25 protein-coding genes, 1 rRNA gene, 2 riboswitches and 1 other annotated feature are annotated in these 26,636 nt (G+C 40.0%); of the genes, 15 read left to right on the forward strand and 11 right to left on the reverse strand.

Going from position 1 to position 26,636, the window contains the following annotated elements; genetic code table 11:
* Positions 1-51: 51 nt before the first annotated feature.
* Positions 52-195, forward strand: a riboswitch (FMN riboswitch).
* A 161-nt stretch (positions 196-356) separates the two neighbouring features.
* Entirely contained in the window at positions 357-941 is a 585-nt protein-coding gene (locus tag ACTWPF_RS07405; protein ID WP_161464049.1) for an ECF transporter S component, read from the forward strand.
* Between the two features lie 128 nt (positions 942-1,069).
* Here the strand turns inward: ACTWPF_RS07405 and ACTWPF_RS07410 are convergent, their stop codons facing one another.
* The 3 genes from ACTWPF_RS07410 to ACTWPF_RS07420 are packed head-to-tail and all read right to left on the reverse strand — an operon-like array spanning position 1,070 to position 2,784.
* Positions 1,070-1,423, reverse strand: a complete 354-nt coding sequence (locus tag ACTWPF_RS07410) for a hypothetical protein (protein WP_106897223.1) — start codon at positions 1,421-1,423, stop codon at positions 1,070-1,072.
* A 15-nt stretch (positions 1,424-1,438) separates the two neighbouring features.
* Complete coding sequence (locus ACTWPF_RS07415; protein WP_286162921.1) at positions 1,439-1,828, reverse strand: hotdog fold thioesterase; 390 nt, start codon at positions 1,826-1,828, stop codon at positions 1,439-1,441.
* 17 nt (positions 1,829-1,845) lie between these two features.
* Positions 1,846-2,784, reverse strand: a complete 939-nt coding sequence (locus tag ACTWPF_RS07420) for a 1,4-dihydroxy-2-naphthoate polyprenyltransferase (RefSeq protein WP_443148823.1) — start codon at positions 2,782-2,784, stop codon at positions 1,846-1,848.
* 165 nt (positions 2,785-2,949) lie between these two features.
* On the opposite strand from ACTWPF_RS07420, the gene ACTWPF_RS07425 reads away from it, so the two are divergent.
* From ACTWPF_RS07425 to ACTWPF_RS07445, 5 genes are all read left to right on the forward strand, one after another.
* The gene (locus ACTWPF_RS07425) at positions 2,950-4,338 is read left to right on the forward strand and encodes an isochorismate synthase (RefSeq protein ID WP_443148824.1); all 1,389 of its coding nucleotides are present in this window, start codon (positions 2,950-2,952) and stop codon (positions 4,336-4,338) included.
* Complete coding sequence (gene menD, locus ACTWPF_RS07430; protein WP_443148825.1) at positions 4,335-6,071, forward strand: 2-succinyl-5-enolpyruvyl-6-hydroxy-3-cyclohexene-1-carboxylic-acid synthase; 1,737 nt, start codon at positions 4,335-4,337, stop codon at positions 6,069-6,071. Before ACTWPF_RS07425 ends, menD begins: the two co-directional genes overlap by 4 nt.
* Positions 6,072-6,074: 3 nt before the next feature.
* Positions 6,075-6,884 carry a 2-succinyl-6-hydroxy-2,4-cyclohexadiene-1-carboxylate synthase gene (gene menH / locus ACTWPF_RS07435; RefSeq protein ID WP_443148826.1) on the forward strand — a complete coding sequence of 270 codons (810 nt, stop codon included), beginning with the start codon at positions 6,075-6,077 and terminating at the stop codon, positions 6,882-6,884.
* A gap of 93 nt (positions 6,885-6,977) precedes the next feature.
* Positions 6,978-7,796 (forward strand): 1,4-dihydroxy-2-naphthoyl-CoA synthase, encoded by an 819-nt coding sequence (gene menB, locus ACTWPF_RS07440; RefSeq protein ID WP_443148827.1) that lies wholly within the window; start codon positions 6,978-6,980, stop codon positions 7,794-7,796.
* 122 nt (positions 7,797-7,918) lie between these two features.
* Positions 7,919-9,367, forward strand: a complete 1,449-nt coding sequence (locus ACTWPF_RS07445; RefSeq protein WP_443148828.1) for an o-succinylbenzoate--CoA ligase — start codon at positions 7,919-7,921, stop codon at positions 9,365-9,367.
* Between the two features lie 77 nt (positions 9,368-9,444).
* Here the strand turns inward: ACTWPF_RS07445 and ACTWPF_RS07450 are convergent, their stop codons facing one another.
* Positions 9,445-10,458 carry an NAD(P)/FAD-dependent oxidoreductase gene (locus tag ACTWPF_RS07450; RefSeq protein ID WP_443148829.1) on the reverse strand — a complete coding sequence of 338 codons (1,014 nt, stop codon included), beginning with the start codon at positions 10,456-10,458 and terminating at the stop codon, positions 9,445-9,447.
* Between the two features lie 436 nt (positions 10,459-10,894).
* On the opposite strand from ACTWPF_RS07450, the gene ACTWPF_RS07455 reads away from it, so the two are divergent.
* From ACTWPF_RS07455 to ytkD, 4 genes are all read left to right on the forward strand, one after another.
* Entirely contained in the window at positions 10,895-11,722 is an 828-nt protein-coding gene (locus ACTWPF_RS07455; protein WP_036574604.1) for an ABC transporter ATP-binding protein, read from the forward strand.
* 249 nt (positions 11,723-11,971) lie between these two features.
* On the forward strand, positions 11,972-12,292 hold the full coding sequence (locus ACTWPF_RS07460) for a hydrolase (protein ID WP_106897214.1): 321 nt from the start codon (positions 11,972-11,974) through the stop codon (positions 12,290-12,292).
* Between the two features lie 250 nt (positions 12,293-12,542).
* Positions 12,543-13,091 carry a hypothetical protein gene (locus ACTWPF_RS07465; protein WP_443148830.1) on the forward strand — a complete coding sequence of 183 codons (549 nt, stop codon included), beginning with the start codon at positions 12,543-12,545 and terminating at the stop codon, positions 13,089-13,091.
* 36 nt (positions 13,092-13,127) lie between these two features.
* The gene (gene ytkD, locus ACTWPF_RS07470; protein WP_238019931.1) at positions 13,128-13,595 is read left to right on the forward strand and encodes an RNA deprotection pyrophosphohydrolase; all 468 of its coding nucleotides are present in this window, start codon (positions 13,128-13,130) and stop codon (positions 13,593-13,595) included.
* Positions 13,596-13,629: 34 nt separating this feature from the next.
* Here the strand turns inward: ytkD and ACTWPF_RS07475 are convergent, their stop codons facing one another.
* The 4 genes from ACTWPF_RS07475 to pckA form a co-directional block, all read right to left on the reverse strand.
* The gene (locus ACTWPF_RS07475; RefSeq protein ID WP_443148831.1) at positions 13,630-14,442 is read right to left on the reverse strand and encodes an ABC transporter permease; all 813 of its coding nucleotides are present in this window, start codon (positions 14,440-14,442) and stop codon (positions 13,630-13,632) included.
* Between the two features lie 19 nt (positions 14,443-14,461).
* A complete protein-coding gene (locus ACTWPF_RS07480; protein ID WP_106898538.1) occupies positions 14,462-15,241 on the reverse strand; it encodes an ABC transporter ATP-binding protein in 780 nt (259 codons plus the stop codon).
* Positions 15,242-15,254: 13 nt separating this feature from the next.
* Complete coding sequence (locus tag ACTWPF_RS07485; protein WP_106897210.1) at positions 15,255-16,244, reverse strand: ABC transporter substrate-binding protein; 990 nt, start codon at positions 16,242-16,244, stop codon at positions 15,255-15,257.
* A gap of 157 nt (positions 16,245-16,401) precedes the next feature.
* Positions 16,402-17,991, reverse strand: a complete 1,590-nt coding sequence (gene pckA / locus ACTWPF_RS07490; RefSeq protein ID WP_443148870.1) for a phosphoenolpyruvate carboxykinase (ATP) — start codon at positions 17,989-17,991, stop codon at positions 16,402-16,404.
* 198 nt (positions 17,992-18,189) lie between these two features.
* Positions 18,190-18,296, forward strand: a riboswitch (SAM riboswitch).
* A 131-nt stretch (positions 18,297-18,427) separates the two neighbouring features.
* On the opposite strand from pckA, the gene metK reads away from it, so the two are divergent.
* Entirely contained in the window at positions 18,428-19,630 is a 1,203-nt protein-coding gene (gene metK, locus ACTWPF_RS07495) for a methionine adenosyltransferase (RefSeq protein WP_106897209.1), read from the forward strand.
* 169 nt (positions 19,631-19,799) lie between these two features.
* Here metK and ACTWPF_RS07500 read toward each other — a convergent pair whose 3' ends face one another.
* Complete coding sequence (locus ACTWPF_RS07500) at positions 19,800-20,315, reverse strand: gamma carbonic anhydrase (protein WP_106897208.1); 516 nt, start codon at positions 20,313-20,315, stop codon at positions 19,800-19,802.
* Positions 20,316-20,396: 81 nt separating this feature from the next.
* Here ACTWPF_RS07500 and ACTWPF_RS07505 point away from each other — a divergent pair, with 81 nt between their 5' ends.
* Entirely contained in the window at positions 20,397-21,455 is a 1,059-nt protein-coding gene (locus ACTWPF_RS07505) for a tetraprenyl-beta-curcumene synthase family protein (RefSeq protein ID WP_106897207.1), read from the forward strand.
* A 41-nt stretch (positions 21,456-21,496) separates the two neighbouring features.
* On the opposite strand, the gene ACTWPF_RS07510 is transcribed toward ACTWPF_RS07505, so the two are convergent.
* Entirely contained in the window at positions 21,497-22,063 is a 567-nt protein-coding gene (locus ACTWPF_RS07510; protein ID WP_443148832.1) for a class I SAM-dependent methyltransferase, read from the reverse strand.
* 101 nt (positions 22,064-22,164) lie between these two features.
* Positions 22,165-22,378: a binding site (T-box leader), on the forward strand.
* A gap of 95 nt (positions 22,379-22,473) precedes the next feature.
* Here ACTWPF_RS07510 and leuS point away from each other — a divergent pair.
* Positions 22,474-24,888, forward strand: a complete 2,415-nt coding sequence (leuS, locus tag ACTWPF_RS07515) for a leucine--tRNA ligase (RefSeq protein ID WP_443148833.1) — start codon at positions 22,474-22,476, stop codon at positions 24,886-24,888.
* An 82-nt stretch (positions 24,889-24,970) separates the two neighbouring features.
* On the opposite strand, the gene ACTWPF_RS07520 is transcribed toward leuS, so the two are convergent.
* Positions 24,971-25,717 carry a hypothetical protein gene (locus tag ACTWPF_RS07520; protein ID WP_443148834.1) on the reverse strand — a complete coding sequence of 249 codons (747 nt, stop codon included), beginning with the start codon at positions 25,715-25,717 and terminating at the stop codon, positions 24,971-24,973.
* A 112-nt stretch (positions 25,718-25,829) separates the two neighbouring features.
* Between ACTWPF_RS07520 and ACTWPF_RS07525 the strand changes: the two genes are divergently transcribed.
* Both ACTWPF_RS07525 and ACTWPF_RS07530 read left to right on the forward strand, forming a co-directional pair.
* Positions 25,830-26,141 carry a rhodanese-like domain-containing protein gene (locus tag ACTWPF_RS07525; RefSeq protein ID WP_106897205.1) on the forward strand — a complete coding sequence of 104 codons (312 nt, stop codon included), beginning with the start codon at positions 25,830-25,832 and terminating at the stop codon, positions 26,139-26,141.
* Between the two features lie 380 nt (positions 26,142-26,521).
* Positions 26,522-26,636 (forward strand): 16S ribosomal RNA (locus ACTWPF_RS07530); the annotation flags it as partial.

Raw genomic sequence — 26,636 nt, forward strand, 5'->3', positions numbered from 1 at the left:
TTTTCAAATTTCGTAAACTCACGTATACTATTAATATAATTTAATAATCGATTCCATCTTCGGGGCAGGGTGCAATTCCCGACCGACGGTAAGAAGCAATTTCATGCTTTAAGTCCGTGACCCGCAAATTTATTTGCGGCTGATCTGGTGCAAGTCCAGAACCGACAGTTACAGTCTGGATGGGAGAAGATGTCGAGCCGGAATTTAGTGCATATATTGCGCTTATTTTTCCTATGATTTTTTAAACATACCCTAAAGCCCCGATTAGGCTTTAGGGTTTTTTGTGTTTAAATGGAAGACGGCGGATCCTTCATCACGAGATAGGAATCGATTAAAGATGAAGGAGGAGAATGATGATGCAATCATCAAAGACGCAATCATTCAGCTTATTAAAACTTATTATTCTCGCATTACTGGGGACTATTTCATTGGTGTTATTCTTTATTAACTTTCCACTACCTTTTCTACCAACCCCTTACCTAAAAATTGATTTTAGTGAGGTTCCAGCTCTTATGGCCGCATTTATTTTCTCGCCATTAGCAGGAGTAATCGTTGTTGCAATCAAAAATGTTTTATATTTAGCGATTGGTGGGGGGGAAATAATTGGCGTACTAGCTAATTTCCTTACTGGTGTTTTATTTATCGTCCCTGTTGCCTTGATGTATCATAAATTTAAAGGTGTTAAAAGTGTTATTTCAGGGTTAGTTACGGGCACAATTGTGATGGCATTGGGCATGAGTGTACTGAATTACTTCTTGATATTACCGGCTTATGGTTGGTTTATGGGTTGGGAAATGACAGAGCAATTTAAGTGGTTTTCGGTATATGCTGGTATACTACCATTTAATCTAATAAAAGGAATTGTGGTCGGGCTTTTGTTTGTACCATTATTCTTGAAAATGAGACAGTGGATTGAGGAAAAGCGAGCTAGTCTTATCTAATTTAATATTTTATTGCCTAAAAGGGCTAGTCATGCGATGACTAGCCCTTTTTGCATCTTTTACTATATCTCAATATTATTAGAAAAACCCGCTTGCATTAATTTTATGCAAGCGGGTACGTCAGTTATCTATTGTTCTTCAACAAGATATCTTGCTGTGGGTTGAACTTCTAATCGTTCTTCAGGAATAGGTTTGCCTGATTTTTCACTTAGACCGTATGTGCCATTTTCAATTCGCTCTAGTGCATCATCTATTTCTCGGAGACGATCTTCGCGCACAAGGTTCAATCCAGCGTCGCGTTCTTGTTCAAATTGTTCGGTACCCATGTCTCCGGGGTGGTTGTCATAGTCTGCTAACTCACTGATGGAATCATTTGGGCTTTTTTCTCGGTTTTCATCGATCTTTTCCGCATTCTCTTTTCTTAATTGTAGGAGTTGTTTTTTGAATTTATCTAATTGATCTCTACTTAGATGTGTCTTCATTTGTATCTCCTTTCTTTATGACTGCTTTTTAGGAACAATTCCAAGCGTACATCTTGAAATACAAATTAGTTTTTCTGCTTCATCGACTATCTGTATTTCCCATACCATGGAAGTTTTACCGAGATGGATCGGTTTTGCTAAAGCAGTGACTATCCCGTCACGCTTACTCCTAACATGATTTGCATTAATTTCCATTCCAAAAACGTTCGATTGCTCTGTGTCAATATTGGCCATAGCCCCAATACTGGCAGCAGTTTCTGCGAGAGCTACACTCGCTCCACCATGCAAATAACCGGCAGGCTGACGAGTTCTTCCATCAACTGGCATGGTAAGGATAATAAGATTTTTATCCAATGATTTCGTTTCGATACCAAGTGCTTCCATTAGTGTCTGGTTAAATTCCACGTAAAGGACATCCCTTCTTAAATTACAGCGTCAATTAGTAATGAAATTCCTAAAAGAAGTCCATAAATACTATTAGTTTTTCCAGTTGCTGCCATGGCAGGCATCATTTCGATCGGCATGGTTTTGCCTTGAAATTTCTTGATAACATCAAATGCCTTCACGATAGCAAGAAACGAAATAAGTGACCATAATGGAAGGATACCGGTAATGATGTAAGCCGCAGTTAGTATAAATGAAAGAATGAAAAATGCTGCAAGCACCTTAATGGCATTCTTTCTTCCTACTAGAATTGCAATCGTTTTTCGTCCATTCTTTTTATCTCCATCAAGGTCTCGAATGTTATTGGATAACATTATTGCACCAATAAATAATGCAACCGGAATGGAAACCCAGATAACTGCTGCTATGATGGAGCTTGTTTGGATGAAGTAACTAATTCCTATAATGACTGTCCCCATTAAAAAGCCAGAGAACAATTCGCCAAATGGTGTATACGCAATTGGTAATGGTCCACCTGTATATAAATAACCGAAAAGCATGCATACTAAACCAATCAATGCAATCCACCAACTAGACTCAATACAGATATATACTCCGAGAAGAATGGCGATTCCAAAAAAAGTCAAAGCCAAGGTCAATACTGTTTTGGGTTGAATTCCATCACGAACAATGGTTCCACCAATCCCGACAGATTCCTCGGTATCTAAGCCTCTCACGAAGTCGTAATACTCATTAAACATATTTGTGGCAGATTGGATTAGCATTGAAGCAAGAAGCATGGCAAAAAATAACAGAAGATGAAAGTTCGTATCTTCTGTAAGAGCGAACATGGAACCGACAAAAACGGGTACGAAAGAAGCCGTTAGTGTGTGCGGGCGTAATAAACGCCACCATATCTGGAATCCTTCTTTTTCATTTAAAGCTTGTTTTATTGTATGATTATCTGATGTGCTCATTTCTTTTTTTCCCCCTGATTTCACATGCGTATCGTATCAATTTTAGGGAAATTATTAGGGGGTGTCAATTCACTAGGAGGATTTCCTTGAGAAACCAGCAAAAAGGGAATAAAATAGGATAAGGTATTATGTTGGCGCATTGTTTGGTTACGGAGGTTTAAATTGATGATAGAACTGAAGGAAGAAAATATAGAAGCTGTATTTCAAGAGGCGATCGATATGATTCAGCCTCAAAATAGCAGGCTTGTCAGTATTACGAAAAGGGTGGAGGCTATAGACCCCCTTTCATTTTATGATGCAGCAAAACAATTAAGAACGGAAAGACTTTATTGGTCCAGTACCGCAGAGGCTTATACTCTCGTTGGAACGGGGTGTGCTTTTGAAATTACTGCGATCAAGGATCGCTTTGAAACAGCAGAGCAAGAATGGCATAATCTCCTTAACGATGCTGTAAGTAATAATCCTTATGATGTTCCTGGTACAGGCATCGTCAGCATGGGGGGAGCGGCCTTTGACCCTGAAAAAGAAAAGACGAAGCTGTGGGCAAATTTTGAACCGATTCGGTTTACTGTTCCAGAATATTTGCTTACAGAGTATGAAAATGACTTTTATTTTACGATGAATATAATGGTGAGAGCGGATGACCATCCCCGTCAACTAGCAAATCAGTTACGGGAAATGGAGGGACAGCTTTTGAATGGAACTCCTCGTTACGAGTCTGACACACAAATTGTCGGCAGGCATGAAATCTCTCCAGAAAAGTGGAAGCAAACAGTTAAGCTGGCAACAGAAGAAATACGTCAGCAAAAGGTTGAGAAAATTGTTTTAGCTAGGGAAGTACGCTTGAAGCTAGACAGAGAGGCAGATAGTGGTAATATTTTAAGAAAACTATTGAATACCCAGTCAAATAGCTTCATTTTCTCCTTTGAAAGAGGGAAAGATTGTTTTATTGGTGCTACACCTGAAAGATTAGTGAAAATAAGGAAAAATAGCCTTTTCTCAACATGTTTAGCAGGTACTGCCCCAAGAGGTGAAACGGAGGAAGAGGATGCTCGTATCAGCCATAATTTGTTTCACGACCAAAAGAATCGCGGGGAGCATGATTTTGTTGTACAGATGATGAAGAAGGCGATTGAGAATTATTGTACTGATATTGAGATTCCAAATGAACCGGTCGTTTATCCTTTAAAGAATTTACAGCACTTATATACACCGGTTACGGCCCGCATGAAAAAAGACTATACGATCTTAGATATTATTAAAAAGTTACATCCCACTCCGGCACTTGGTGGCACACCTCGTAAGGAGTCGGTTGCCTTTATTCGAAAACACGAGCTCTTAGACAGAGGCTGGTACGGAGCACCAGTTGGGTGGCTTGATAACCGAGATAACGGCGAATTTGCAGTGGCCATTCGATCGGGGTTACTTCAAGGGGATGAAGCATCCTTATTCGCAGGGTGTGGCGTCGTTAAGGATTCCGACCCTGAAGAAGAATACGAGGAAACAAACATTAAACTAACACCGATGCTCTCGGTACTTGGAGGTGCAGAATGAATCCAACCGAAGTGTTAACAAGGTATACAGCTAATTTTGTTGATGAGTTATCAAAAAACGGTGTAACAGATATTGTTATTTCACCTGGTTCTCGGTCCACGCCGCTTGCCATGACAATAGCTGAGCATTCAGATATAAAAGAGTGGATCGTCATTGACGAGCGTTCTGCAGCATTTTTTGCTATGGGTATAGCTAAAAAAACAGGACGTGCTGTTGCTCTGGTGTGTACTTCGGGTACGGCAGCAGCTAATTATTTTCCTGCCATTGTGGAAGCAAATTATAGCAGAGTACCGCTCATTGTATTGACTGCTGATCGCCCCCATGAATTACGTGATATTGGAGCACCGCAGGCGATTGAACAACTAAAGCTATATGGGGATTATGTAAAATGGTTTCAGGAAATGGCTTTGCCAGAGGCATCTGAAAACATGCTCTCCTATGTGAGGAATAAGTCGGCACGTGCTGTGTTTATGGCTAATGAGGGAAACCCTGGGCCGGTACAGTTAAATTTTCCGTTTCGAGACCCACTAGTACCTGATTTCTCAATTGAGAATTTGTGGAGCAACCAATCCTCAGACCCACGAAATCATACAGTAGAAGGGAAAAAACAGCTTTCCACTAATCAAATTACCTCTATTGTAGAGAAACTGAAAGGTAAAGGAAGAGGACTTATTGTCTGCGGACCACAAACGGATCAAGAGTTGGCACAGGCGGTCACACAAGTTGCCGAAGCTTGGGGACTTCCTATTTTGGCAGATCCGCTTTCACAGCTTCGTGCAGGGGAGCATGCCAAGGATTTAATTGTGGAAACGTATGATGCGATACTCCGGGATGAGAAACTACGAAATAAGCTACGGCCAGATTATATTATCCGGTTTGGAGCTATGCCGGTATCTAAACCCTATCTTTTTTATGTGAATGAAAATAAGGATATTCCTCAATTCGTTGTGGAAAATTATACAGGCTTCCGGGAACCGACTGGTAATAATACAGAATTTATCTTTTCAGATGCAGTTCTATTCTGTAAGTCGCTTTTGACCATTGAATATACACCTGAACAGGACAAGGAATGGTTGGAAGACTGGCAATCCATGAACCGAATTGCAAAAAAACATCTTCTTGCTGAAGATGGTGCTGAAATAACCGAGGGAGAAGCGGTTAGGGCATTGGTGGATGTTATTCCAGAATCAAGTAGTATTTATGTTGGGAACAGTATGGCGGTGCGAGATTTAGACACTTTCTTCTTCACTACTCCTAAACATTTGTCTATTTTGGCAAATCGTGGAGCAAATGGCATTGATGGCATGGTATCAAGTGGATTGGGAGCTGCGATAACTGGTGCCCCTGTAACCCTTGTGGTTGGCGACTTATCTTTTTACCATGATCTGAATGCATTATTAATAGCGAAGCAATATAAGCTGAATATTACGATTCTATTGATTAATAATAATGGTGGTGGAATTTTCTCTTTTCTTCCACAATCACAAGAGAAAAAACATTTTGAAGTATTATTTGGCACACCTGTAGATATTGAATTTAAACATGCTGTGCAAATGTATGGAGGCATGTACGCTTCCGCAGGTACCGAAGAGGAATTAAAAGCAGTACTGTATGACAGTTACCAGCATAAGGGGTTGTCTGTTGTTGAAGTGAAGACAGATCGAGAGACGAACACAAGCTGGCATCGCAGTAAATGGAAAGCTATCGCGGAAGAGTTGAAGGGTGAGGCTTAGGACGTGTATTATGAGGTAAATGGGACAACGTATAGGATTAAAAAAAGCGGATATGGTCCAGCATTGCTTCTCCTTCATGGTTTCACAGGTTCAGCGGAAACATGGAAGGCTTTTGTTGAAAAATGGCAAGCAACACATACGGTACTTGCCATTGATCTTCCTGGTCATTCCAAAACAACTTCAACTAATTCTGTAACGATGAAGAGGTGCTGTCAGGATATTGCAGAGATTCTTCAGTCATTTGGCTTAAGCAAAGTAATTGTTCTCGGATATTCAATGGGTGGCAGGACAGGATTATCTTTTGCTTGTCTCTATCCAGATCTGGTTGATAAATTGATATTAGAAAGTGCCTCACCGGGTTTGCAATCTGCGGAAGAAAGAGCTGCTAGACAAAACAAAGATGAACAGCTGGCGATGATGATTGAGAAGGATGGCGTAAGCGCATTTGTTGATTTTTGGGAAGAAATCCCTCTTTTTGCTTCACAAAAGCAATTATCGTTTGAGAAAAGGAAAGCCATTAGAAAGGAAAGACTTTCCCATACAGCAGACGGCCTTGCAATGTCACTGCGCGCGATGGGAACGGGAACTCAGCCTTCGTGGTGGGAGTTTCTTGAAAGGCTATCTATTCCCACACTTTTACTTGCTGGAGGTAGCGATACAAAATTTATAAAGCTAAATGAAAACATGCATAAACTGTTGCCACAAAGCGATTTTCGTATCATTGAAAATGCGGGCCATGCAATTCACGTGGAACAAGCAGAGATTTTTGGTAAGATAGTAGGGGAGTTTATTTATGACTCTAAGATGGTATAGAAATATAGATTTATAAAACTTCCATTTAACACATGGTATAGGAATACCAGTTCAAGTGGACAACAAAAATGTACATAATGAGGAGGAATAAGTATGACGGTACAATGGGAAAACGTAAGAGATTACAACGAAATCGTTTATGAGAAGTATGATGGAATTGCTAAGGTGACAATAAATCGTCCAGAAAAACGCAATGCCTTTACCCCTTTAACAGTAAATGAGATGATTGAAGCCTTTGCTGATGCTCGGGATGATTCTAGTATTGGGGTTATCATTCTGGCTGGAGCCGGAGACAAAGCATTTTGTTCAGGTGGAGATCAATCTGTACGTGGGCATGGAGGTTACGTAGGAGATGACCAAGTTCCACGCTTAAATGTTTTAGATTTGCAACGACTCATTAGAACCACTCCGAAGCCTGTTATCGCAATGGTATCTGGCTACGCTATTGGTGGGGGCCACGTATTACATGTTGTGTGTGACCTTACAATAGCAGCAGATAATGCTATTTTTGGACAAACAGGCCCTAAAGTGGGGAGCTTTGATGCAGGATATGGAGCAGGATATTTGGCTAGAATGGTAGGGCACAAACGTGCAAGAGAAATTTGGTACCTATGCCGGCAATATGATGCAGAGCAAGCCTATGAAATGGGTATGGTAAACACCGTTGTTCCTCTTGACAAGCTAGAAGAAGAGACAGTTCAATGGTGTCAAGAGATTTTAGAAAAATCGCCTACTGCATTAAGATTCCTTAAAGCATCCTTCAATGCTGATACGGATGGCCTTGCAGGGCTTCAACAAATGGGTGGAGATGCGACATTGTTGTACTATACAACAGATGAAGCAAAAGAAGGAAGAGACGCTTTCAAAGAAAAAAGAAAGCCAAACTTCAAGCAGTTCCCACGTTTCCCTTAAAAGTAATTTTCAACCCTTTGCTAGTCAGAAGCAAAGGGTTTTCTTTAATGTTTAGCTTCGTGCAATTAAGCTAAATAACTGCACACGAAGCTGTTCTTTATTAAATGAAGGAGGGCACATCCATGAGTACGACAATTCCTCACTGGTTGTCTAAACAGGCAGAACTAGCTCCGGATCAAACAGCAATTGAATTACCAGATGGGTACTCCATCACGTTTAATAAGTTAAAGCAGGAAAGCCAAATATATGCTAAAAAACTCGCATCACTAGGGGGCGAAAGAGGAGCCCATATTGGCATCCTCTCCGAAAACAGCCTCCAAATGATGATTGCAATTCATGCGCTAAGCTACATAGGAGCTGTTGGGGTACTGCTCAATATACGTCTCACTGATTCTGAATTAAATTTCCAATTGAAAGATGCTGATGTGTCTATTTTGCTAACGTCTGACACTCAACAGAAAAGGTCGGACACATTGGAAGTGAGGACGGCAGTACAACTGAATGAAGTGGAAGCATTTATGGAGAGTGCTGTCTCTCTAGTTGAAGAAATTCATTTAGATGCCCTTTTTACCATCATGTATACCTCTGGAACTACTGGTTTCCCAAAAGGTGTGATGCATACGTATGGCAATCACTGGTGGAGTGCTATTGGTTCAGCTTTAAACCTTGGTGTGGAAAAGCAGGATAAGTGGCTTGCTGCACTACCTATATTCCATGTAAGTGGCTTTTCCATTCTTATCCGTAGTGTTGTTTACGGCATGCCTGTATATTTATTGGACAAATTTCATGCTAAAACAGTACACGATGCGATCATGCATAGTAGAGTTACCATTGTTTCTGTTGTAACAGTGACGCTACAGCAGCTTTTAGAAAAGCTTGGAGAGGCTGATTACCCCAATACCCTGCGTTGTATGTTGCTAGGTGGAGGACCAGCGCCAGAGTCCCTGTTGCTAAAGGCAAAAGAAAAGCAGGTGCCTGTATTTCAGTCATTCGGTATGACGGAAACTGCTTCACAAATAGTTACATTAAGCGAGAAGGACGCCTTACAAAAAATTGGCTCTGCGGGTAAACCGCTATCTCCAGCCCAACTTAAAATTAATCAACCAGATCTTGATGGAGTAGGTGAGATCTTTGTAAAGGGCCCCATGGTGACAAAAGGGTACTTTGAAAATGAAGAGGCAACAAATAAAGCGATTCAGGATGGTTGGTTGGCAACAGGAGATCTTGGTTACGTCGATAAGGAAGGCTTTTTATTTGTAGTGGAGAGAAGAACTGACTTAATTATTTCAGGTGGGGAAAATATTTATCCTTCAGAAATTGAGAGTGTCCTTTCAGCGCTAGACGGGGTAAGAGAAGTCGGCGTTACAGGAAAACCAGATCCTATCTGGGGGAGTAAACCTATCGCTTTCCTAGTTGTTCATGAGTCTATTACGGTTGAGCAAGTCGAAAATTATGCGAGGGAAAAGCTGGCCTCATACAAAGTTCCGGTTTCATTCCATCTTGTAAATGCATTACCAAGGAACGCTTCAAATAAACTACAAAGAAATAAATTATTGAACCTTTTAGATTGAACAATAAAATGGGATGCCACCTGAATGAAGGATTGCATCCCCATTTTTTTTATGGTTACCAGCTCTAATAGTGTGAGCTATTTTTTATTCAATAATGGCTCATGATTTGTTGAATAAAGGGGCTTTAGTTCCTCTTTTGGTGCAATATGAAGCTTCGCACTATTGACAGCAATTGGGCCATCATGAAAGCCACCAGCAATTAATTTTAACTTATGAGGGTAATTCGATATATCGCCAACTGCAAAGATGCCAGGAATATTTGTTTCCATCTTGCCATCTACCACGATGGTGCCATCTTCCATCTTAAGCCCCCATTCTGAAATGGGACCAAGATCTATCTCAAACCCATGGTTCACAAACACGCTGTCAACAGGGATTTCTTTTTGGCTACCGTTTTCCGTATGGGCGATGGTTGCTGAGGATACGTATCCGTTCTCGCCCGACAAACTAGTAAGTTGATAGGGCTGGTATACCTCAACTGAGGAACTCATCATCTTGCTAATATTGCGTTCTATTCCTGAGAAAGCAGACTTGCGGTAAACAACGGAAATGCTATTCGCAATTCCCTCCAGCTCATTCGCCCAATCGATAGCTGAATTGCCTCCGCCGGAAATCAAAACATTCTTTCCTTTAAAGTTAGACATTTTTCTGATTGCATAATGCAAGCTTGTCCCTTCGTAATGAGTAGCTTCAGGTAATGCAAGCTTCACGGATTTTAGACTTCCAAACCCTGTTGCCAGGATAACAGTCTTTGTTAAATGCTTCGCTCCGTTATTGCTTGTGAGCAAGATGTGTCCGCTGGGCTGTCTTTCCATATGCATAACCTGTTCGTTCAGCACGATTGTTGGGTCAAAGGTTTTAGCTTGATCTATTAATTGCTCTGTAAACGCCTCTCCCGTGATCCGAGGGATTCCTCCAATATCATATATAACTTTTTCAGGATAGAAATAAGGTACTTTTCCTCCAAGAAATGGCAAGAACTCAATTACTTTCGTTTTCATCTCGCGCATCCCACTGTAAAATGCGGTGAACAACCCCACTGGTCCTCCGCCAACTATGGTAACGTCATATAATTCTATATTCTGTGGCATGATACAGCCCCCTGTGGTTAATTTGCTTTGATATATGTCCTCTATTAGGTTATTAAAATTAACAAGAATTATCAAATTTAGCTCCTTATGCAATATAAATGGTGAATGGAATAATACAAAAAGCGGGGCATATTTTAAGAAAGGAGTATCGCAGAAAGACTAGTTAATTGGCCGAGGTCATTATGCAATGCCTAGTAGCCAAGACCACCTAGGTTTAGTATGTAAAGAAATAAATATTACATGTTTATGTCAGCCATCAGAACCACCAAAAATGTACGTTTCGTGTCTAGAATCTACTTTAATCATTGAAAATCATTCTCAAAGACATTGACGAAATCGGAAAAACCCAATAAACTGTATGTAATACGTAAAATCAGGAACGTACCAAAAGTAAGTGATATACGATTCGGAGTAAGATGTAGAGGGAGAGATTCCAATGCAAACATTAACCGCAAATGATTTAACACTCGGCTATGGCGAGGATATAATAATAGATGATTTAAATTTAGCTATACCAAAAGGCGAAATCACCGTCTTTATTGGTGGGAATGGCTGTGGGAAATCCACCCTGCTGCGTTCATTAGCCAGGCTCCTTAAGCCAAAAGGCGGCGGAGTTGTATTGGATGGAGAGGATATTGCCAAGGTTGGCACAAAGGATGTAGCAAAAAAACTTGCTATTCTTCCACAAAGTCCTGTCACTCCAGAAGGCTTGACCGTGAATGAACTGGTGAAACAGGGGAGACATCCATACCGTGGTTTTCTAAAACAATGGTCTAAGGATGATGAAGAGGCGGTTTTCAATGCCCTTCAATCGACAAATATGCATCATTTGAAGGATCGTTCGGTTGATTCCCTTTCAGGTGGTCAACGCCAACGTGCTTGGATTGCGATGACATTAGCGCAAGAAACAGATACAATATTGCTCGATGAACCAACAACCTATTTAGATATGACCCATCAAATTGATGTACTCGATTTGTTATTCGACCTTAATGAGAAAGATGGACGAACAGTGGTGATGGTACTGCATGATTTAAATCTGGCTTGTCGCTATGCTCATCATATTGTCGCAATTAAGGATAAAAAAGTTTTCGCACAAGGTAAGCCGGAAGAAATAATCAATTGTAATCTTGTTCATGAAGTTTTTGAAATGATGTGTGACGTTACATTTGATCCAAGATTCGGTACTCCAATGTGCATTCCTCATGGAAAAGGGCGATGTATTTTTGCTCAAGGAAAAAACCAGACTACTGCTGTTAATTAGAGATAAGGCCTGTCTTCTGATGTGCACCCCAAAAGTTAGACTAACCAATTCTAACTTTTGGGGTGTTTTTTGTGCCTAGAATTGCTGTTTTATATCGATGCATAGTGAAAACCAAAGCTTGGAAATCCGTACATACATGCTAGCGAATTGTATTGTTTTACAAATCATTTTTTGTGGCACGCACTTTTCTTACCTACTTCATACATGCTTCCTTATGATTTGTGACAGATTACAAGTAGGAGGTGCGTTATGGAGAAGAAAAAGTTTTATATAAACGTTGGTGCAGGAGAGATCTCACAGGAGAAATTTAATAACAATGAAGAATTTATTATTCACGCTACAGAGGATGAAGTTGCGGTTTTACGAGACAAGTTTAATCTGATGCATGAAGCCGGAATAAAGACTTTCTTTCGGGCACATGTTCCAATTAACCCCTATCATAATGATAAATCAAATGATTACTATGATGATGAAATGACGCAAGCCTATCGCATGATTCACCAATTAGGGGAGCCAGAAACAAAAGCGCATATTGAACAAATGGGCATTTTGACTGATGGGCATATGTAGGATTTAGCAGTTAGGATTTCAATTAAAGAAGGTTGCAGCATGGTTTTTGCTGCAGCTTTTTTAAGTCGTTAAGAAAGTATGACATCGCAGCTCTGACGCAACTGGGATGCAATTATAATAGTCGACGTTCCAAGTTCATACAAAAGGGAGACATTGCTATAAGACGAATGAATCCTTATTTTTAATTTTTTTAGGTTTATCTCTAGGTGAGAAATGGAATAGTATTACAGACCCCTAGAGGAGGCTTTATATGAGAAAATTAGTTCAAATGACCCTTATTACAATAGCGACCCCCGTACTCATTATATGCAGCATACTTATGACGGAAGACAAGCCAGCAGATCCAGTAACTGCCTCGGCTAAGTCCCACCAGACTTTAAATAAGAAACAGACATCTAAAACGTATCCACAACAGCCTGAATTAAAAGAAGAAAAAGTGAAGGAACTGACGCGTGCTTTTATGGATACTTTAGTTCAGGAAGCAGACGAATCATATAGAGTAACGAATATGGATACAAAGGCAGAGTTGTTTGCTGCTTTTGAATCTATTGCAGTCAAAGAAACGGTTGAACCGTATGTTTCGTTTTATTTCGAGGAAAAACCAGATGGTCTATATATCCTACCAACTGAGACACCTCCTTGGTTTATAGCAGAAAACCCATATGATATGGTACAATTAGATAATGACCTTGTTAAAGTTAAACAGGAAAATGAAACAGCATTACATGGTGCATATACAATTGAAATTGAATTTGTATACGATAAACAATGGAAAATAGGAAATGTCACTATTTCTTAAGATTATTATAGACAGTAGATGAAGGTAGTTGAAACGATGTTTACATTTAAAGATTATTACAATAATGAGGTGAAGCTATCCTTTCAAAACCACCCTTTTTCAAATGATCCAAGACATGTCTGGGTTATTTGCAAGTATCGAGATAAATGGTTGCTTACGAAACATAAAGAAAGAGGCTTGGAGTTCCCTGGTGGTAAGGTTGAAAAGGGAGAAACAGCCGAACAGGCAGCTGAACGAGAAGTAATGGAAGAAACAGGTGGATTGATTAAGCAATTACACTATATAGGACAGTATTATGTTTATGGAAAAAGGGAGCATGTTGCAAAAAATGTTTATTTTGCGATAGTAGATTCTTTGCTTCCTAGAAAAACGTATTATGAGACGGAAGGTCCTAAGCTTTTAGACGCTTTGCCTACCAATATAAGGAAAAGTAAAGCATACAGTTTTATTATGAAAGATGACGTCTTGTATCATTGTATCGACTACATAAACATTACATTATAAAATCGCCTATCTAAATAATAGGCGATTTTTTTGATTAGGTTTTACTTTTTATGAGCCATCCCTCTAATTTTTCCACGACCTTATACATAATTGCCGCAAAGATAGCAATAAGTACGAGACTTGAAAGAACAAGTGAGAAATCGAAAACCTGAAAGCCATAAATAATTAAATATCCCAAGCCTTGTTTTGCGACAAGAAATTCCCCTACAATAACACCAACCCAGGAAAGACCTACATTTACTTTCAACGTCGAGATCATAGCAGGAAGGGTGGCGGGGAATATCGCTTCTTTAAATTGCTGCCACCGTGTTGCTCCAAAGCTTTTCAATACTTTTTCATAATTGGGATCTACCTCATTGAATGCGTTATAAATAACTAATGTCGTGATGATAACTGAAATGAGTGCTCCCATCGCAATAATGGAAACATAACCTGTACCTAGTGCAACGATTAAAATCGGTCCCAAAGCAACTTTAGGCATGGCATTCATAATAACAAGGTATGGATCCATAATTTTCGAAAATCGTGTAGAAGACCATAAAACACTCGCAAATAATATACCGACAAGTGTACCTATAATAAACCCGGCAATTGTTTCAAATAAGGTTATCTGAATATGTTTTACCATGGAGCCATCCGCCATATTAGAGAAAAGCACTTGGATAACCTCTGAAGGAGAGCTGAAGAGTAGTGGATCAATCCAATAGAGTCTGCTTGCAACCTCCCAAAAACCAATAAAAGCAAGTAATAGGAGCAGCTGCCATGTGATGACAATTCTCTTTTCTCTTTTTAACTTATATTTGTGTTGTTGAAATAACTGATTATCTGTGTTTGTTTCGGGTGCCATTCTCTTCTCTCACCACCTTTCATTCTGCAGGGTTCCCTTCTTTATCTTCCAGTTCCTCCCATACTTTATCAAATAGCATTTGATATTTAGGGTGTTTGCGTACAGAAAAAGGAGCTTCCTGTCGTAGTTCAATCGGGACTTCAAATACTTTTGAAATCATACCAGGGTTGGCTTCCATTACAAAGATTCTGTCCGCCATAGCAATTGCTTCTCCAATGTCGTGTGTAACAAGGATAGCTGTTTTGTTGAACGCCTTTAAAGTAGTAGAGACAAGGTCTTCAAGCTTAAGTTTAGTTTGATAATCTAATGCAGAAAAAGGTTCATCAAGAAGTAAGATTTTTGGGTCATTAAGTAATGTTCTTACAAGTGCGACTCGTTGACGCATCCCACCTGATAATGAACCTGGGTAATCGTCTGAAATGCCAGTAAGTCCTACTTGTTTTAACAACATTTCCGCTTTCGTACGGATTGCTGGGTCATTACTTCGGTGGATCTTAGGGCCAATCATCACATTTTCAAGAATAGTCTTCCAGGGAAACAAGTAATCTTGTTGTAGCATATAACCAATAGCTTTATCAGATGGCTTTATTGGTGTGTTCTCCAGAAAAACATTCCCTGAAGTATGCTCTACAATCCCTGCTATAATGGAAAGAAGTGTTGATTTTCCGCAACCGCTAGGACCAAGTAACGCGACGAATTCCCCTTGCTTAATGGAAAGAGAGATATCCTTTAACGCTTTTGTATAACTACTTGCTGAAAAATAATGATGGGTTACATGATCTAATGTGAGAAATGACATTTGACCATCCTCCCTAATCATTGATAATTTCTTCTGCGATGGTTGTATTTACAAGGTCCTCATATGGAATATCAGCTGGAAGTTCTCCTGCTTCCTCCATAATAGCTTTCAAGTTATCCCATTCTTCTTTATCAAGTATTGGATTTGTAGCAAAGGATTGCTGCCCCTTGTATCTCTCGATAGAGGAGGCTAATAAATCAAGCTCCGTATCCTCGAAATAAGGCTGTATAACACTGGCAATTTCTTCTGCACTATTTTGTTCAACCCACTGCTGTGCTTTGTAAACAGCACGAGTGAATTTTTGCACTTCTTCTTCATTTTTATCAAGATAGCTTTGCTTGGTCATAAAGACGGTATACGGAACATTGCCGGATTCTTCTCCAAACGAGGCTACGATATGCCCATTGCCTTCTTTTTCAAATGTGCTTGCTGTCGGTTCAAATAATTGAACATACTCTGCATCTCCTGAAACGAAGGCACCAGGTATGTTAGCAAAATCAATGTTCTGCTGAAGATCTAAATCATTTTTGGGATCAATGCCATGTTTCTTCAGCACAAATTCACCAACCATTTGAGGCATGCCGCCTTTTCGTTGGCCTAAAAATGTACTACCCTCTAAATCTTCCCACTCAAAGTCAGGTTTTGGTTCTTTCGCTACAAGAAATGTGCCATCTGTCTGTGTTAACTGAGCAAAGTTAATTGCTGGGTCCTTTGAGTTTTGTGCGTAAACATATATGGATGTTTCCGAACCGACCAATGCAATGTCAGCTCCGTCGGAAAGAAGTGCCGTCATGGTTTTATCGCCACCCCATGTGGTCTGTAGTTCTACATCCAACCCTTCCTCTTCAAAATATCCCTTTTCCAACGCGACGTATTGTGGTGCATAAAACAAGGATCGAGTTACTTCAGCAAGCTTTATGGAGGAAGTGCTGCTTTGGTTGCATCCGAGCAAAATGAGTGGCAATAAAGCTACTATAAGCGTCATTTTAATTAATTTTTTCATTTTATTTGACCCCCCTTAGTTTAAGTAGATAGTTATGTCAAAACATTTTATGCATTCGCCTAAAATGTGTGATGGCCTATTACATAAGTGCATAAAAAAACGGCCTCCTTGTAGAGACCGCTGAAAAACGTATAAAAAATCTTCTTAGAAATATTGGTTACATGTAATTTTGGTATCTAGGTCCAGCTTGCTTAATCGCATTACTAGCTTCTGTGAACTTTTCAAAATTTCTGTGGAACATCATTGCAAGTTCCTCCGCTGCTTTTTGATAATCTGCAATGTTTGCCCATGTATTGGCAGGAACTAAGAGCTGCTCAGGTACACCTGGAACATGGTATGGAATCTCTAATCCGAATATTTCATCTAGAATGGTTTCTGTATTATTTAATTCGCCTTTCAATGCTGCATATACCATTGCTCTTGTGTAGGATAATTTAATACGTTCGCCACCATCTTCGTAAGAGCCACCAGTCCAACCTGTATTAATCAAAAATACAGTTGCCGAATGTTCCTCTATCTTTTTGCCAAGCATTTCTGCATAGACAGAAGGAGAGAGCGGCAAGAATGGAGAACCAAAGCAGGCCGAAAAAGTTGCTTGGGGTTTAGTCACTCCACGTTCAGTCCCAGCAAGCTTGCTCGTGTAACCACTGAGAAAGTGATACATCGCCTGTTCATTCGTTAATTTACTAATCGGCGGTAGGGTCCCAGAGGCATCTGCAGTTAAAAAGATAATGGTGTTTGGGTGACCAGCGATACTTGGGACCATCACATTCTCCATATGTTCAATAGGATAAGCAGCTCGCGTGTTTTCCGTTAGGGACGTATTGGAATAGTCTGGCTTGTCATTCTCGGAATCAAGCATGACATTTTCCAAAACAGAACCAAATCGTATGGCATTATATATTTGTGGTTCTTTTTCTTCTGATAAATTAATGCATTTAGCATAACAACCGCCCTCTATATTGAATATACCATTATTACTCCAGCCATGTTCATCATCCCCGACTAATTTTCTGTCAGGGTCAGCGGATAGGGTCGTTTTGCCTGTTCCAGATAACCCAAAAAACAAAGCGACATCTCCCTCATCCCCGACATTGGCAGAGCAATGCATGGGAAGGATATCTTGTTGTGGCAAGAGATAATTCATCACAGAAAAAATTGATTTCTTTATTTCGCCCGCATATTCTGTGCCGCCAATTAGAATGACTCGTTTTTTAAATGAAACAATAACAAATGTTTCCGAATTAGTACTGTCTGTATCAGGATCTGCAAAACATCCCGGTGCAGATAGGACTGTAAATTCTGCTTGGTGGTTGGCGAGTTCTTCCTCTGTTGGGGTTATGAAAAGCTGCCTTGCAAACAAGCTATGCCAAGCATATTCGGAAACTACTTGGATCGGCAGGCGGGAGTCTTCATCTGCCCCAGCAAATCCTTTAAATCTATATATTTCTTTCTGGTTTTTCAAGTATTCTGTTGTTTTTTTGTATAGTCTTTCAAATGCATCCTCATCAATAGATTGGTTGACTTGACCCCAATCGATTTTAGAATCACTGACTGCGTCGCGAACAATAAATTTGTCCTTAGGAGAGCGACCGGTATATTTACCAGTGGTTGATCTAATTGCACCTGTGGAGGTTAAAACTGCTTCCATTTTTGCTAAGATTATCTCGATAAGCCGTGGGACAGTTTCATTCTCCAGTATCGGAGTATGCTGCTCTAATTCAGTACAAGGGTTTTTTTCTACCATTTTCACTTCACTGCACCTACCTTTGGTAATGTGTTGTATTACGTTGCCTTAATGTGATTATTAGTATAACACATTTAATTGAATAGTCCATACTAAATATCTAATCTAATCATATGAAATTTTCGCAAACCTTGTTACGAACCAAAAATAGTTGACATGTCAGTTCTCATTCGATAAGCTAAATTTCGAGCGGATACTCTCTTATTCAGAGTAGGTGGAGGGACAGCCCCGATGAAACCCAGCAACCATCACATCGGTGAAAAGGTGCTAACCTGGTGCAAGGAAATTTCCTTGAACAATAAGAGCGAAAGGCTGGTACTCCTTTCCTCATTACTGAAGGAAGGGCTTTTTTTATTTTATAAAAACCTTTGTTATGAAATAGCAAAACTTGATGAACAGAGATCCGTAACAGAAATCAAAAGGAGGATTAAGCACTATGGCTGCTAATCGTCGTTTATTTACTTCAGAATCGGTAACAGAAGGGCATCCTGATAAAATATCTGATCAGATTTCAGATGCAATTCTAGATGAAATTTTAAAGAAGGACCCATATGCGCGTGTTGCTTGTGAAACAACCGTTACAACAGGTTTGGTGCTCGTAGCGGGAGAGATTTCTACAAGTACGTATGTAGACATTCCGGCTATTGTAAGAAAAACGATTAAAGAAATTGGGTATACGCGTGCAAAGTATGGCTTTGATGCGGATACATGTGCCGTATTGACAGCAATTGATGAACAATCTGCTGATATTGCCGGAGGTGTAGACGAGGCACTAGAGTCTCGCCAAGGAAAAATGAGTGATGAAGAGATTGCTTCTATTGGAGCAGGGGACCAAGGACTTATGTTTGGTTTTGCTTGCGACGAGACGGAGGAACTCATGCCATTACCTATTTCACTTGCACACAAATTGGCGAAGCGTTTGGCTGATGTAAGAAAAGAAAAGGTATTAGATTACTTGCGTCCAGATGGGAAAACACAGGTAACTGTTGAATATGATGAACAGGACCAACCAGTAAAGGTAGATACGATTGTTATTTCTACACAGCATCATCAAGATATCACAACAGAGCAAATCGAAAAGGATTTAATTGAACATGTTATTCGTCCAGTCGTACCAGAGAATCTTTTGGATGAAACAACGAAGTATTTTATTAATCCAACAGGCCGCTTTGTGATTGGTGGACCACAAGGAGATGCTGGGTTAACTGGCAGAAAAATTATTGTGGACACATACGGTGGATATGCTCGACATGGTGGGGGAGCCTTTAGTGGGAAGGATTCAACGAAAGTGGATCGATCCGCTGCTTATGCTGCACGTTATGTTGCGAAAAACATAGTAGCTGCAGAACTTGCCAAGACTTGTGAGGTACAACTAGCCTATGCTATTGGTGTAGCTGAACCTGTTTCAATTGCAGTAAACACTTTCGGAACAGGAAAAGTGTCTGAAGAAGCGTTAGTGCATGCAATACGCAAACTATTTGATTTACGTCCAGCTGGCATTATCCGTATGCTTGATTTGCAGAAACCTATCTTTAAGAACACGGCAGCATATGGTCATTTCGGAAGAACAGACATCCTCTTCCCTTGGGAAAAGACAGATAAAGTTGTAGAATTAAAAGCGTTGATGGAGAAGAAGTAGAAAAAGATCAATTATAGAAGCCGAATGGACATTCGAAATGATGAGGTACCTTTTAGGGAACCATCTGTTTTTTCGAAATCCGTTCGGCTTTTGGGTTTTCACGGTACTTGATAATAAATCTAGAGTGGAAGATGAAGGCTTTATGTATACCTCCATTAGATTGCTTTCTCTAAAGGGTGGTATGTGCTTTGTAATATTGTCCTTTTTCCACATATGATTTTCGAATTCGATCCATTTCTGCAAGGTCCTCTTCCGTTAAGTTCCTTACTACTTTGGCTGGTCTCCCAAGAGCTAGCGTATTGGGGGGGATTTTCTTACCTGGAGGGACAAGGCTTCCAGCACCGATAAATGCCCCTGTACCAATTTCTGCACCATCAAGAATGATGGATCCCATTCCAATTAATGCTTTTTCTCTAATGATTGCAGAGTGTAGGGTGACCTGATGCCCCACTGTTACATCATCTTCAATAACTAAAGGCATTCCAGGACTTTGGTGAAGCATAGATAAATCCTGAATGTTTACGCGTTCCCCGATTCGAGTGGGTGCCACATCCCCACGAATGATCGTCTTAAACCAAACACTGCTTGATTGATCTATCTCCACATCTCCGATAATAGTAGCGTCTTTTGCAATAAATGCTGTTTCATGAATTACGGGCTGCTTATCCTGATATTGATGAATCATTTGAATCCTCCTCCATAATATGGTGATATAATTAGTATAGCAAAAAATACACGCTTAAACTGACTGAAGGAAGGCAAACAAATGCGAAACAATGTTCCAACATCATCCATCACATTGCTGAAGTCGTTACAATCGAAAATTTTCCCTGAAGTGGAAAAGGAGCTAAACTACTGGAAAGCAAAAGCAACAGCAATTCCGAATCAAGAATTACGTGATCAAGCACTTGCAAGTATTGGTTCTAAAAAATTCCATTGTCAAGGTGGGGCTGTGTACGCGCTACTTGCAGGAGAGAGAAGTGGCGAAGCAATCAAATTTATTGTAGCCTACCAAACAATTAGTGATTATTTAGACAACCTTTGTGATCGGAGTACATCTCTTGATCCAGCTGACTTCCGATTGCTTCATGAATCCTTGTTTTGTGCCTTGGATCCCGATCAGCAAACACAAAATTATTATGCTTTACGAGAAGATCAGAATGATAATGGTTATTTACATGATTTAGTCCGCACGTGTCAAGTTCAGCTAGCCCTGGTTGAACGGCACGTAGCACAACACTTTTTAAATCGTCTTGTCTCACTATATACAGATTTGCAAGTTCATAAGCATGTAGACATTAGAGAAAGAGTGCCGCGACTCGAAAACTGGTTCAAAGAAGAAAATGAAGACGATGAGTTGGCTTGGTATGAATTTGCTGCTGCTTCCGGATCAACTTTAACTGTCTTCTGCTTAGTGAGTTACCTGTTAGGCGGGAAGCTGGATGAGCCAAAAGCGAAAAGCATCTTTGAAGGCTATTTCCCTTATCTGCAAGGATTACATATAATGCTCGATTATTATATTGATCAAAAAGAGGATGTGGAGGCAGAGGATTTAAATTTTTGCTTTTATTATCCTAATGAGGAAAAAATGAGCCAGCGATTATCACTGTTTATCCAGAAAGCGGCTGACCAAGTACAGCCACTTCCAGATAATTCGTTTCATCAGATGATAAGACAAGGTCTTGTTGGTCTATACCTTGCTGATCCTAAGGTAAAGCATCTGACTAATGAAACAAAGTTAAAGAAGCATTTATTAAAAACAAGTGGAACCAATGCACGTCTTTTTCACTTGTTTACAAAACTGTATTACAAAATGAAAAAATAACCCTGTATTTAATGATAAACTATTCAAGGATTCTCTCGTTCCTATCTTTTCTGGATCGCGATAATAAATGGCGGATCATTTTGTTGATTTATAAATCCATACTGTAAAACATGAAATGCTCGCTGCGGTAATCTCATAGCATATTTTAGCACGGTTTGCATCTCGTCCTTTCCACCCTCATGACCATGGTAGACGACAAGCACAACTAACCCTTTTGATTTTAAAACGGGTAAAATGTTTTCGATCGCTTCTACAGTGGAATCTCCACTCGTTATGATTTGTTTGTCACTTTGAGGTAAGTAACCAAGGTTAAAAATTGCACCCCCAACTCGTTCAATGTCTTTCGTTTGTAAATGTGACGTAACATTCGCATGACTATCTAAAATTAAGGACACGTTGGTGTAGTTGTTTTCTAATAATGTTTGCCTTGTCTGATCAATTGCTTCTTGCTGAATATCGAAGGCTAGCACTTGACCTGTGCTCCCGACCACCCTGCTTAAGAACAGTGTGTCATGGCCATTGCCACATGTGGCATCAATTACAGTTTCTCCCTTTTCTATAGAACCCTCTAACAGATAGTGGGCATAATTTAGTATGTTCATTATCATAGACGTACTCCTTTCGCGTTTCATAGTAACAGTTTATCAAAAATCCGCACCTATTGTCTTGACAAAGCGGTAAGGATTCATTACAATTCGATATACATAACGTAACGACAATGCAAAGGAATAGTAATATCACTTTTTGGCATAGAGAGACAGTGGTTGGTGGAAACTGTCGCAAATAGCGGTATGAACTCACCTTGAAGTTGCAGAAACGAAATTGAGTAATTTCTGCCGTATATCCGCGTTAAGGAGCACAAGTGAACGCAACGCTGCGTTAATTTGGGTGGTACCGCGGGAGCAAAGCTTCTCGTCCCTTTATTGGGATGAGTGGCTTTTTTTATTGGGCGTTTGGATAGTGAACTCTCGCTACTAGTAGAAGGCACGGCAGTTTTTCTATAAAAGGAGGAAATACAATGAGTTTTAACCACAGAGACGTGGAAAAGAAATGGCAACATCATTGGAGGCAAAACAAAACATTTAAAGCAGAAACGTTTTCCGACAAAGAGAAGTTTTATGCGTTGGATATGTTCCCTTATCCATCCGGTTCTGGTCTGCATGTTGGCCACCCTGAAGGCTATACGGCGACAGATATTATTTCAAGAATGAAAAGAATGGAGGGCTATGAAGTACTTCATCCAATGGGATGGGATGCATTTGGACTGCCTGCAGAACAATATGCGATTGATACTGGTAATAGTCCGGCGGCTTTTACGGAGAAAAACATCGCTACATTTAAGCGACAAATTGAGGAGCTAGGTTTCTCCTATGATTGGGACAGGGAGATTTCCACAATGCAACCAAACTACTACAAATGGACACAGTGGATTTTCACAAAGCTATATGAAAAAGGCCTTGCATACATGGATGAAGTAGCAGTGAACTGGTGCCCTGCATTAGGTACGGTTTTGGCCAACGAGGAAGTTATTGATGGAAAAAGTGAGCGGGGTGGACATCCGGTTGTTCGTAAACCAATGAAACAATGGATGCTAAAAATTACTGCTTATGCGGATCGTCTTCTTGAGGACTTGGAAGATGTCGATTGGCCAGAGAGCATTAAAGATATGCAACGAAATTGGATTGGTCGTTCAGAAGGAGCAGAAGTTCATTTCTCTATTGATGGCCATGAAAACAAGTTTACCGTGTTTACGACACGTCCAGACACACTTTTTGGTGCCACATATGCAGTTCTTGCACCTGAGCATCATTTGGTTAAAGAGATTGTAACACCCGAACAAAAAGAGGAAGTAGAAGCATATTTAAATAAGGTTCAAACAAAATCCGACTTGGAACGAACAGATCTTGCTAAAGACAAAAGTGGCGTATTTACTGGTGCGTATGCAATTAATCCAGTTAACAATGAAAAAATGCCGATCTGGGTTGCTGACTATGTTCTGATGTCTTATGGTTCTGGTGCCATTATGGCTGTTCCTGCTCATGATGAGCGGGACTATGAATTTGCAGTGAAATTTGATTTGCCGATCCAAGAAGTAGTAGCTGGTGGAGATATATCTAAAGAAGCATACACCGGAGACGGCGAGCATGTTAACTCTGGATTTCTTAATGGCATGGCAAAAGATGAAGCCATAACGAAAATGATTGATTGGCTAGTAGAAAACACCAAAGGTGAGAAAAAGGTAACTTACCGCTTGCGTGACTGGTTGTTTGCTAGACAGCGTTATTGGGGAGAACCAATCCCGGTTATTCACTGGGAAGACGGTAGCATGACAACAGTACCTGAAGAAGAACTACCACTTGAACTTCCTAAAATGTCAAAAATAGAGCCGTCTGGCACAGGGGAATCCCCACTTGCAAATAGCGAAGACTGGGTAAATGTGGTGGATCCTAAAACTGGCATGAAGGGTCGCAGAGAGACAAGTACAATGCCACAATGGGCTGGTAGCTGTTGGTATTTCCTGCGCTTTATAGATCCAGATAATACAGAGCAACTCGCTGACCCAGAAGCCCTTAAGAAGTGGCTGCCAATTGATATATATATTGGTGGAGCAGAACACGCCGTGCTTCACTTATTGTATGCGCGTTTCTGGCACAAATTCCTTTACGATATCGGTGTAGTTCCAACAAAAGAACCGTTTATGAAATTGTTTAACCAAGGTATGATCCTTGGGGAAGGTAATGAGAAAATGAGTAAGTCAAAAGGAAACGTTGTGAATCCTGATGACATTATTTTCTCTCATGGTGCCGATACCTTACGTCTATACGAAATGTTTATGGGCCCATTAGATGCTGCGGTAGCCTGGTCTACAAATGGTCTAGATGGTGCACGTAAATTTCTTGATAGAGTTTGGAGATTGTATACGGACGGAAACGGAGCACTTTCTGCTAACATAACCGATGCAAATGATGGCTCCTTGGAGAAGGTATATCATGAAACGGTGAAAAAAGTAACCACGGACTTTAACAATCTTCATTTTAATACAGGTATTTCACAGTTAATGGTGTTTATTAACGAAGCATACAAAGCTGAACAATTACCAAAAGAATATATGGAAGGCTTTGTAAAGATGCTTTCACCTGTGGCACCACATATTGCTGAGGAACTTTGGGAGTGCTTGGGCCATGAGGGTACAGTCAGTTATGACCAGTGGCCGAAATACGATGAATCCAAGTTAGTGGAAGATGAAATTGAAGTAGTAGTTCAAATTATGGGTAAAGTTCGGGCAAAATTAAATGTCGATAAAGATATTTCGAAGGATGAACTAGAAAAGCAGGCGCTTCGTGATGAGAAAATTCAAGAGTTATTAGAAGGTAAAACGATTAGGAAAGTAATTGTGGTACCAGGTAAACTTGTAAATATTGTTGCAAATTAACAATGCTTGCACAAGGTTGTAAAAAACCAATTAAAATTTATAGAATAAAAGGGCGCTCCTTAGTTAAAAGGAACGCCCTTTTTTAATTTGATGGCAACCACTCAGTCTGAAGCAATATCCATTTGTCATTTTCTAAATACCAAAGTGATTCCACCGTGCCTAATCCATCTGCGTGATAGGCGCCGCTTATTTGCTGGCTGCTTTTCAGTCCATATCCTTTACTATCGCTTATTAACACGGGTTCGAAAAACGCTATCGGATCAATCATTAGTGACTGTGGTTTTCGAAGGGTTCCGTTCTCGTCATATATCCCTAACCTGATATAATCTTCAGATCTATTTGACACATCCATTAAATAAGGGTCACTGTCTGGTGTCAATTGGATTGAAACAATAAAGTCATCTTTAAAAGATCCTTGCAAGAAGAGTTGTTCGGGTAATGGAATTTCTTTCAACTCACCATTTGCTAATGTGTTTAGCTGGTAATTGTAGAGTCCGCCACTTCCCCCTGTCGCACTTTGATAAAAGATATCTTTAATCCCGTCATGATTTAAATCGACTAGTTCAACAGCGGGTTCATAACCACCTTGGTAACTAATCTTCCATCTTTCCTCGTTTGGGCTAGCAATTTCTACCCATATATCCTTGTAAAAAACAGTGTCAGGAGAAAACAATATACCTTTTAAGCTTAGCTCTTCGTTTTGTCCATCCCCGGTTAAATCTCCCTGAAGGGTTTCAATTAAAACAACATCTGCCTCTTTAGCATTTATCGGAGAGAACCAGATTACATTTAAGAACAGGGCTAAGATAATGGTTGACACGCTTCTCATTTCATACCTTCTTCCTATATAATACATTTTTTATAGTGTGTGTTGGAAAGTTGCATGTTATCCAACGAAAACGTATGATAAACATGATAATATTTGAAAGAGGGTGCGCTTTTTGACAGAAATAAATGAGATTACACCTAATGAATTACGTAACAGATTACGTGATGATGAGAAAGACCTTGTAGTAATAGATGTCAGGGAAAATGAAGAAGTTGCCCAAGGAATTATACCTGAAGCAAAACACATACCTCTGCAGCAGATTCCTGAATCTCTTAACGAATTAGACACGGATAAGCAATATATTATGGTTTGTCGCTCAGGTAAAAGAAGTATGCATGCAGCTATGCATTTAAAAGAGCATGGTTATAAGGTCAGTAATATGGCTGGCGGAATGCTTGAATGGGAAGGCGACATTAAAGCGTAAAACGTAACGAAGAGAAGGTTTAAAACCCTTCTCTTTTTTTGTGAAAATGGTATTGACTATTTTTGTAGAATAATGCTATAATAATTATCCACCACAAAGGACAGGTTGTTTCATTTAACTAGTGATTGTGGATGGAATCTGGTATATAGATTTTCAAAGCTGTCGCAAAGAAAGTTGTTGACATCACCGGAATATCTTGTTATACTATAAAGGTTGCTTTAAAAAAGCAACCTAAACAAATTGCTCTTTGAAAACTGAACAGAACAACTAGTATGTCAAGGAAAAACAGACTTTCTGTTTTTCGAAGTAATACAAGCAGAAGCCAGTTTTCTGCGAAGCTAAGACGGATCATGTTGATTGGTGTCGACATGATACAAACTTTTTTGGAGAGTTTGATCTTGGCTCAGGACGAACGCTGGCGGCGTGCCTAATACATGCAAGTCGAGCGCAGGAAGCAAGTTGATCCCCTTCGGGGGTGACGCTTGTGGAATGAGC

This window comes from Oceanobacillus sp. M65, assembly GCF_052246275.1.
In the GTDB taxonomy this organism is placed as follows: domain Bacteria; phylum Bacillota; class Bacilli; order Bacillales; family Amphibacillaceae; genus Oceanobacillus_B; species Oceanobacillus_B jordanicus.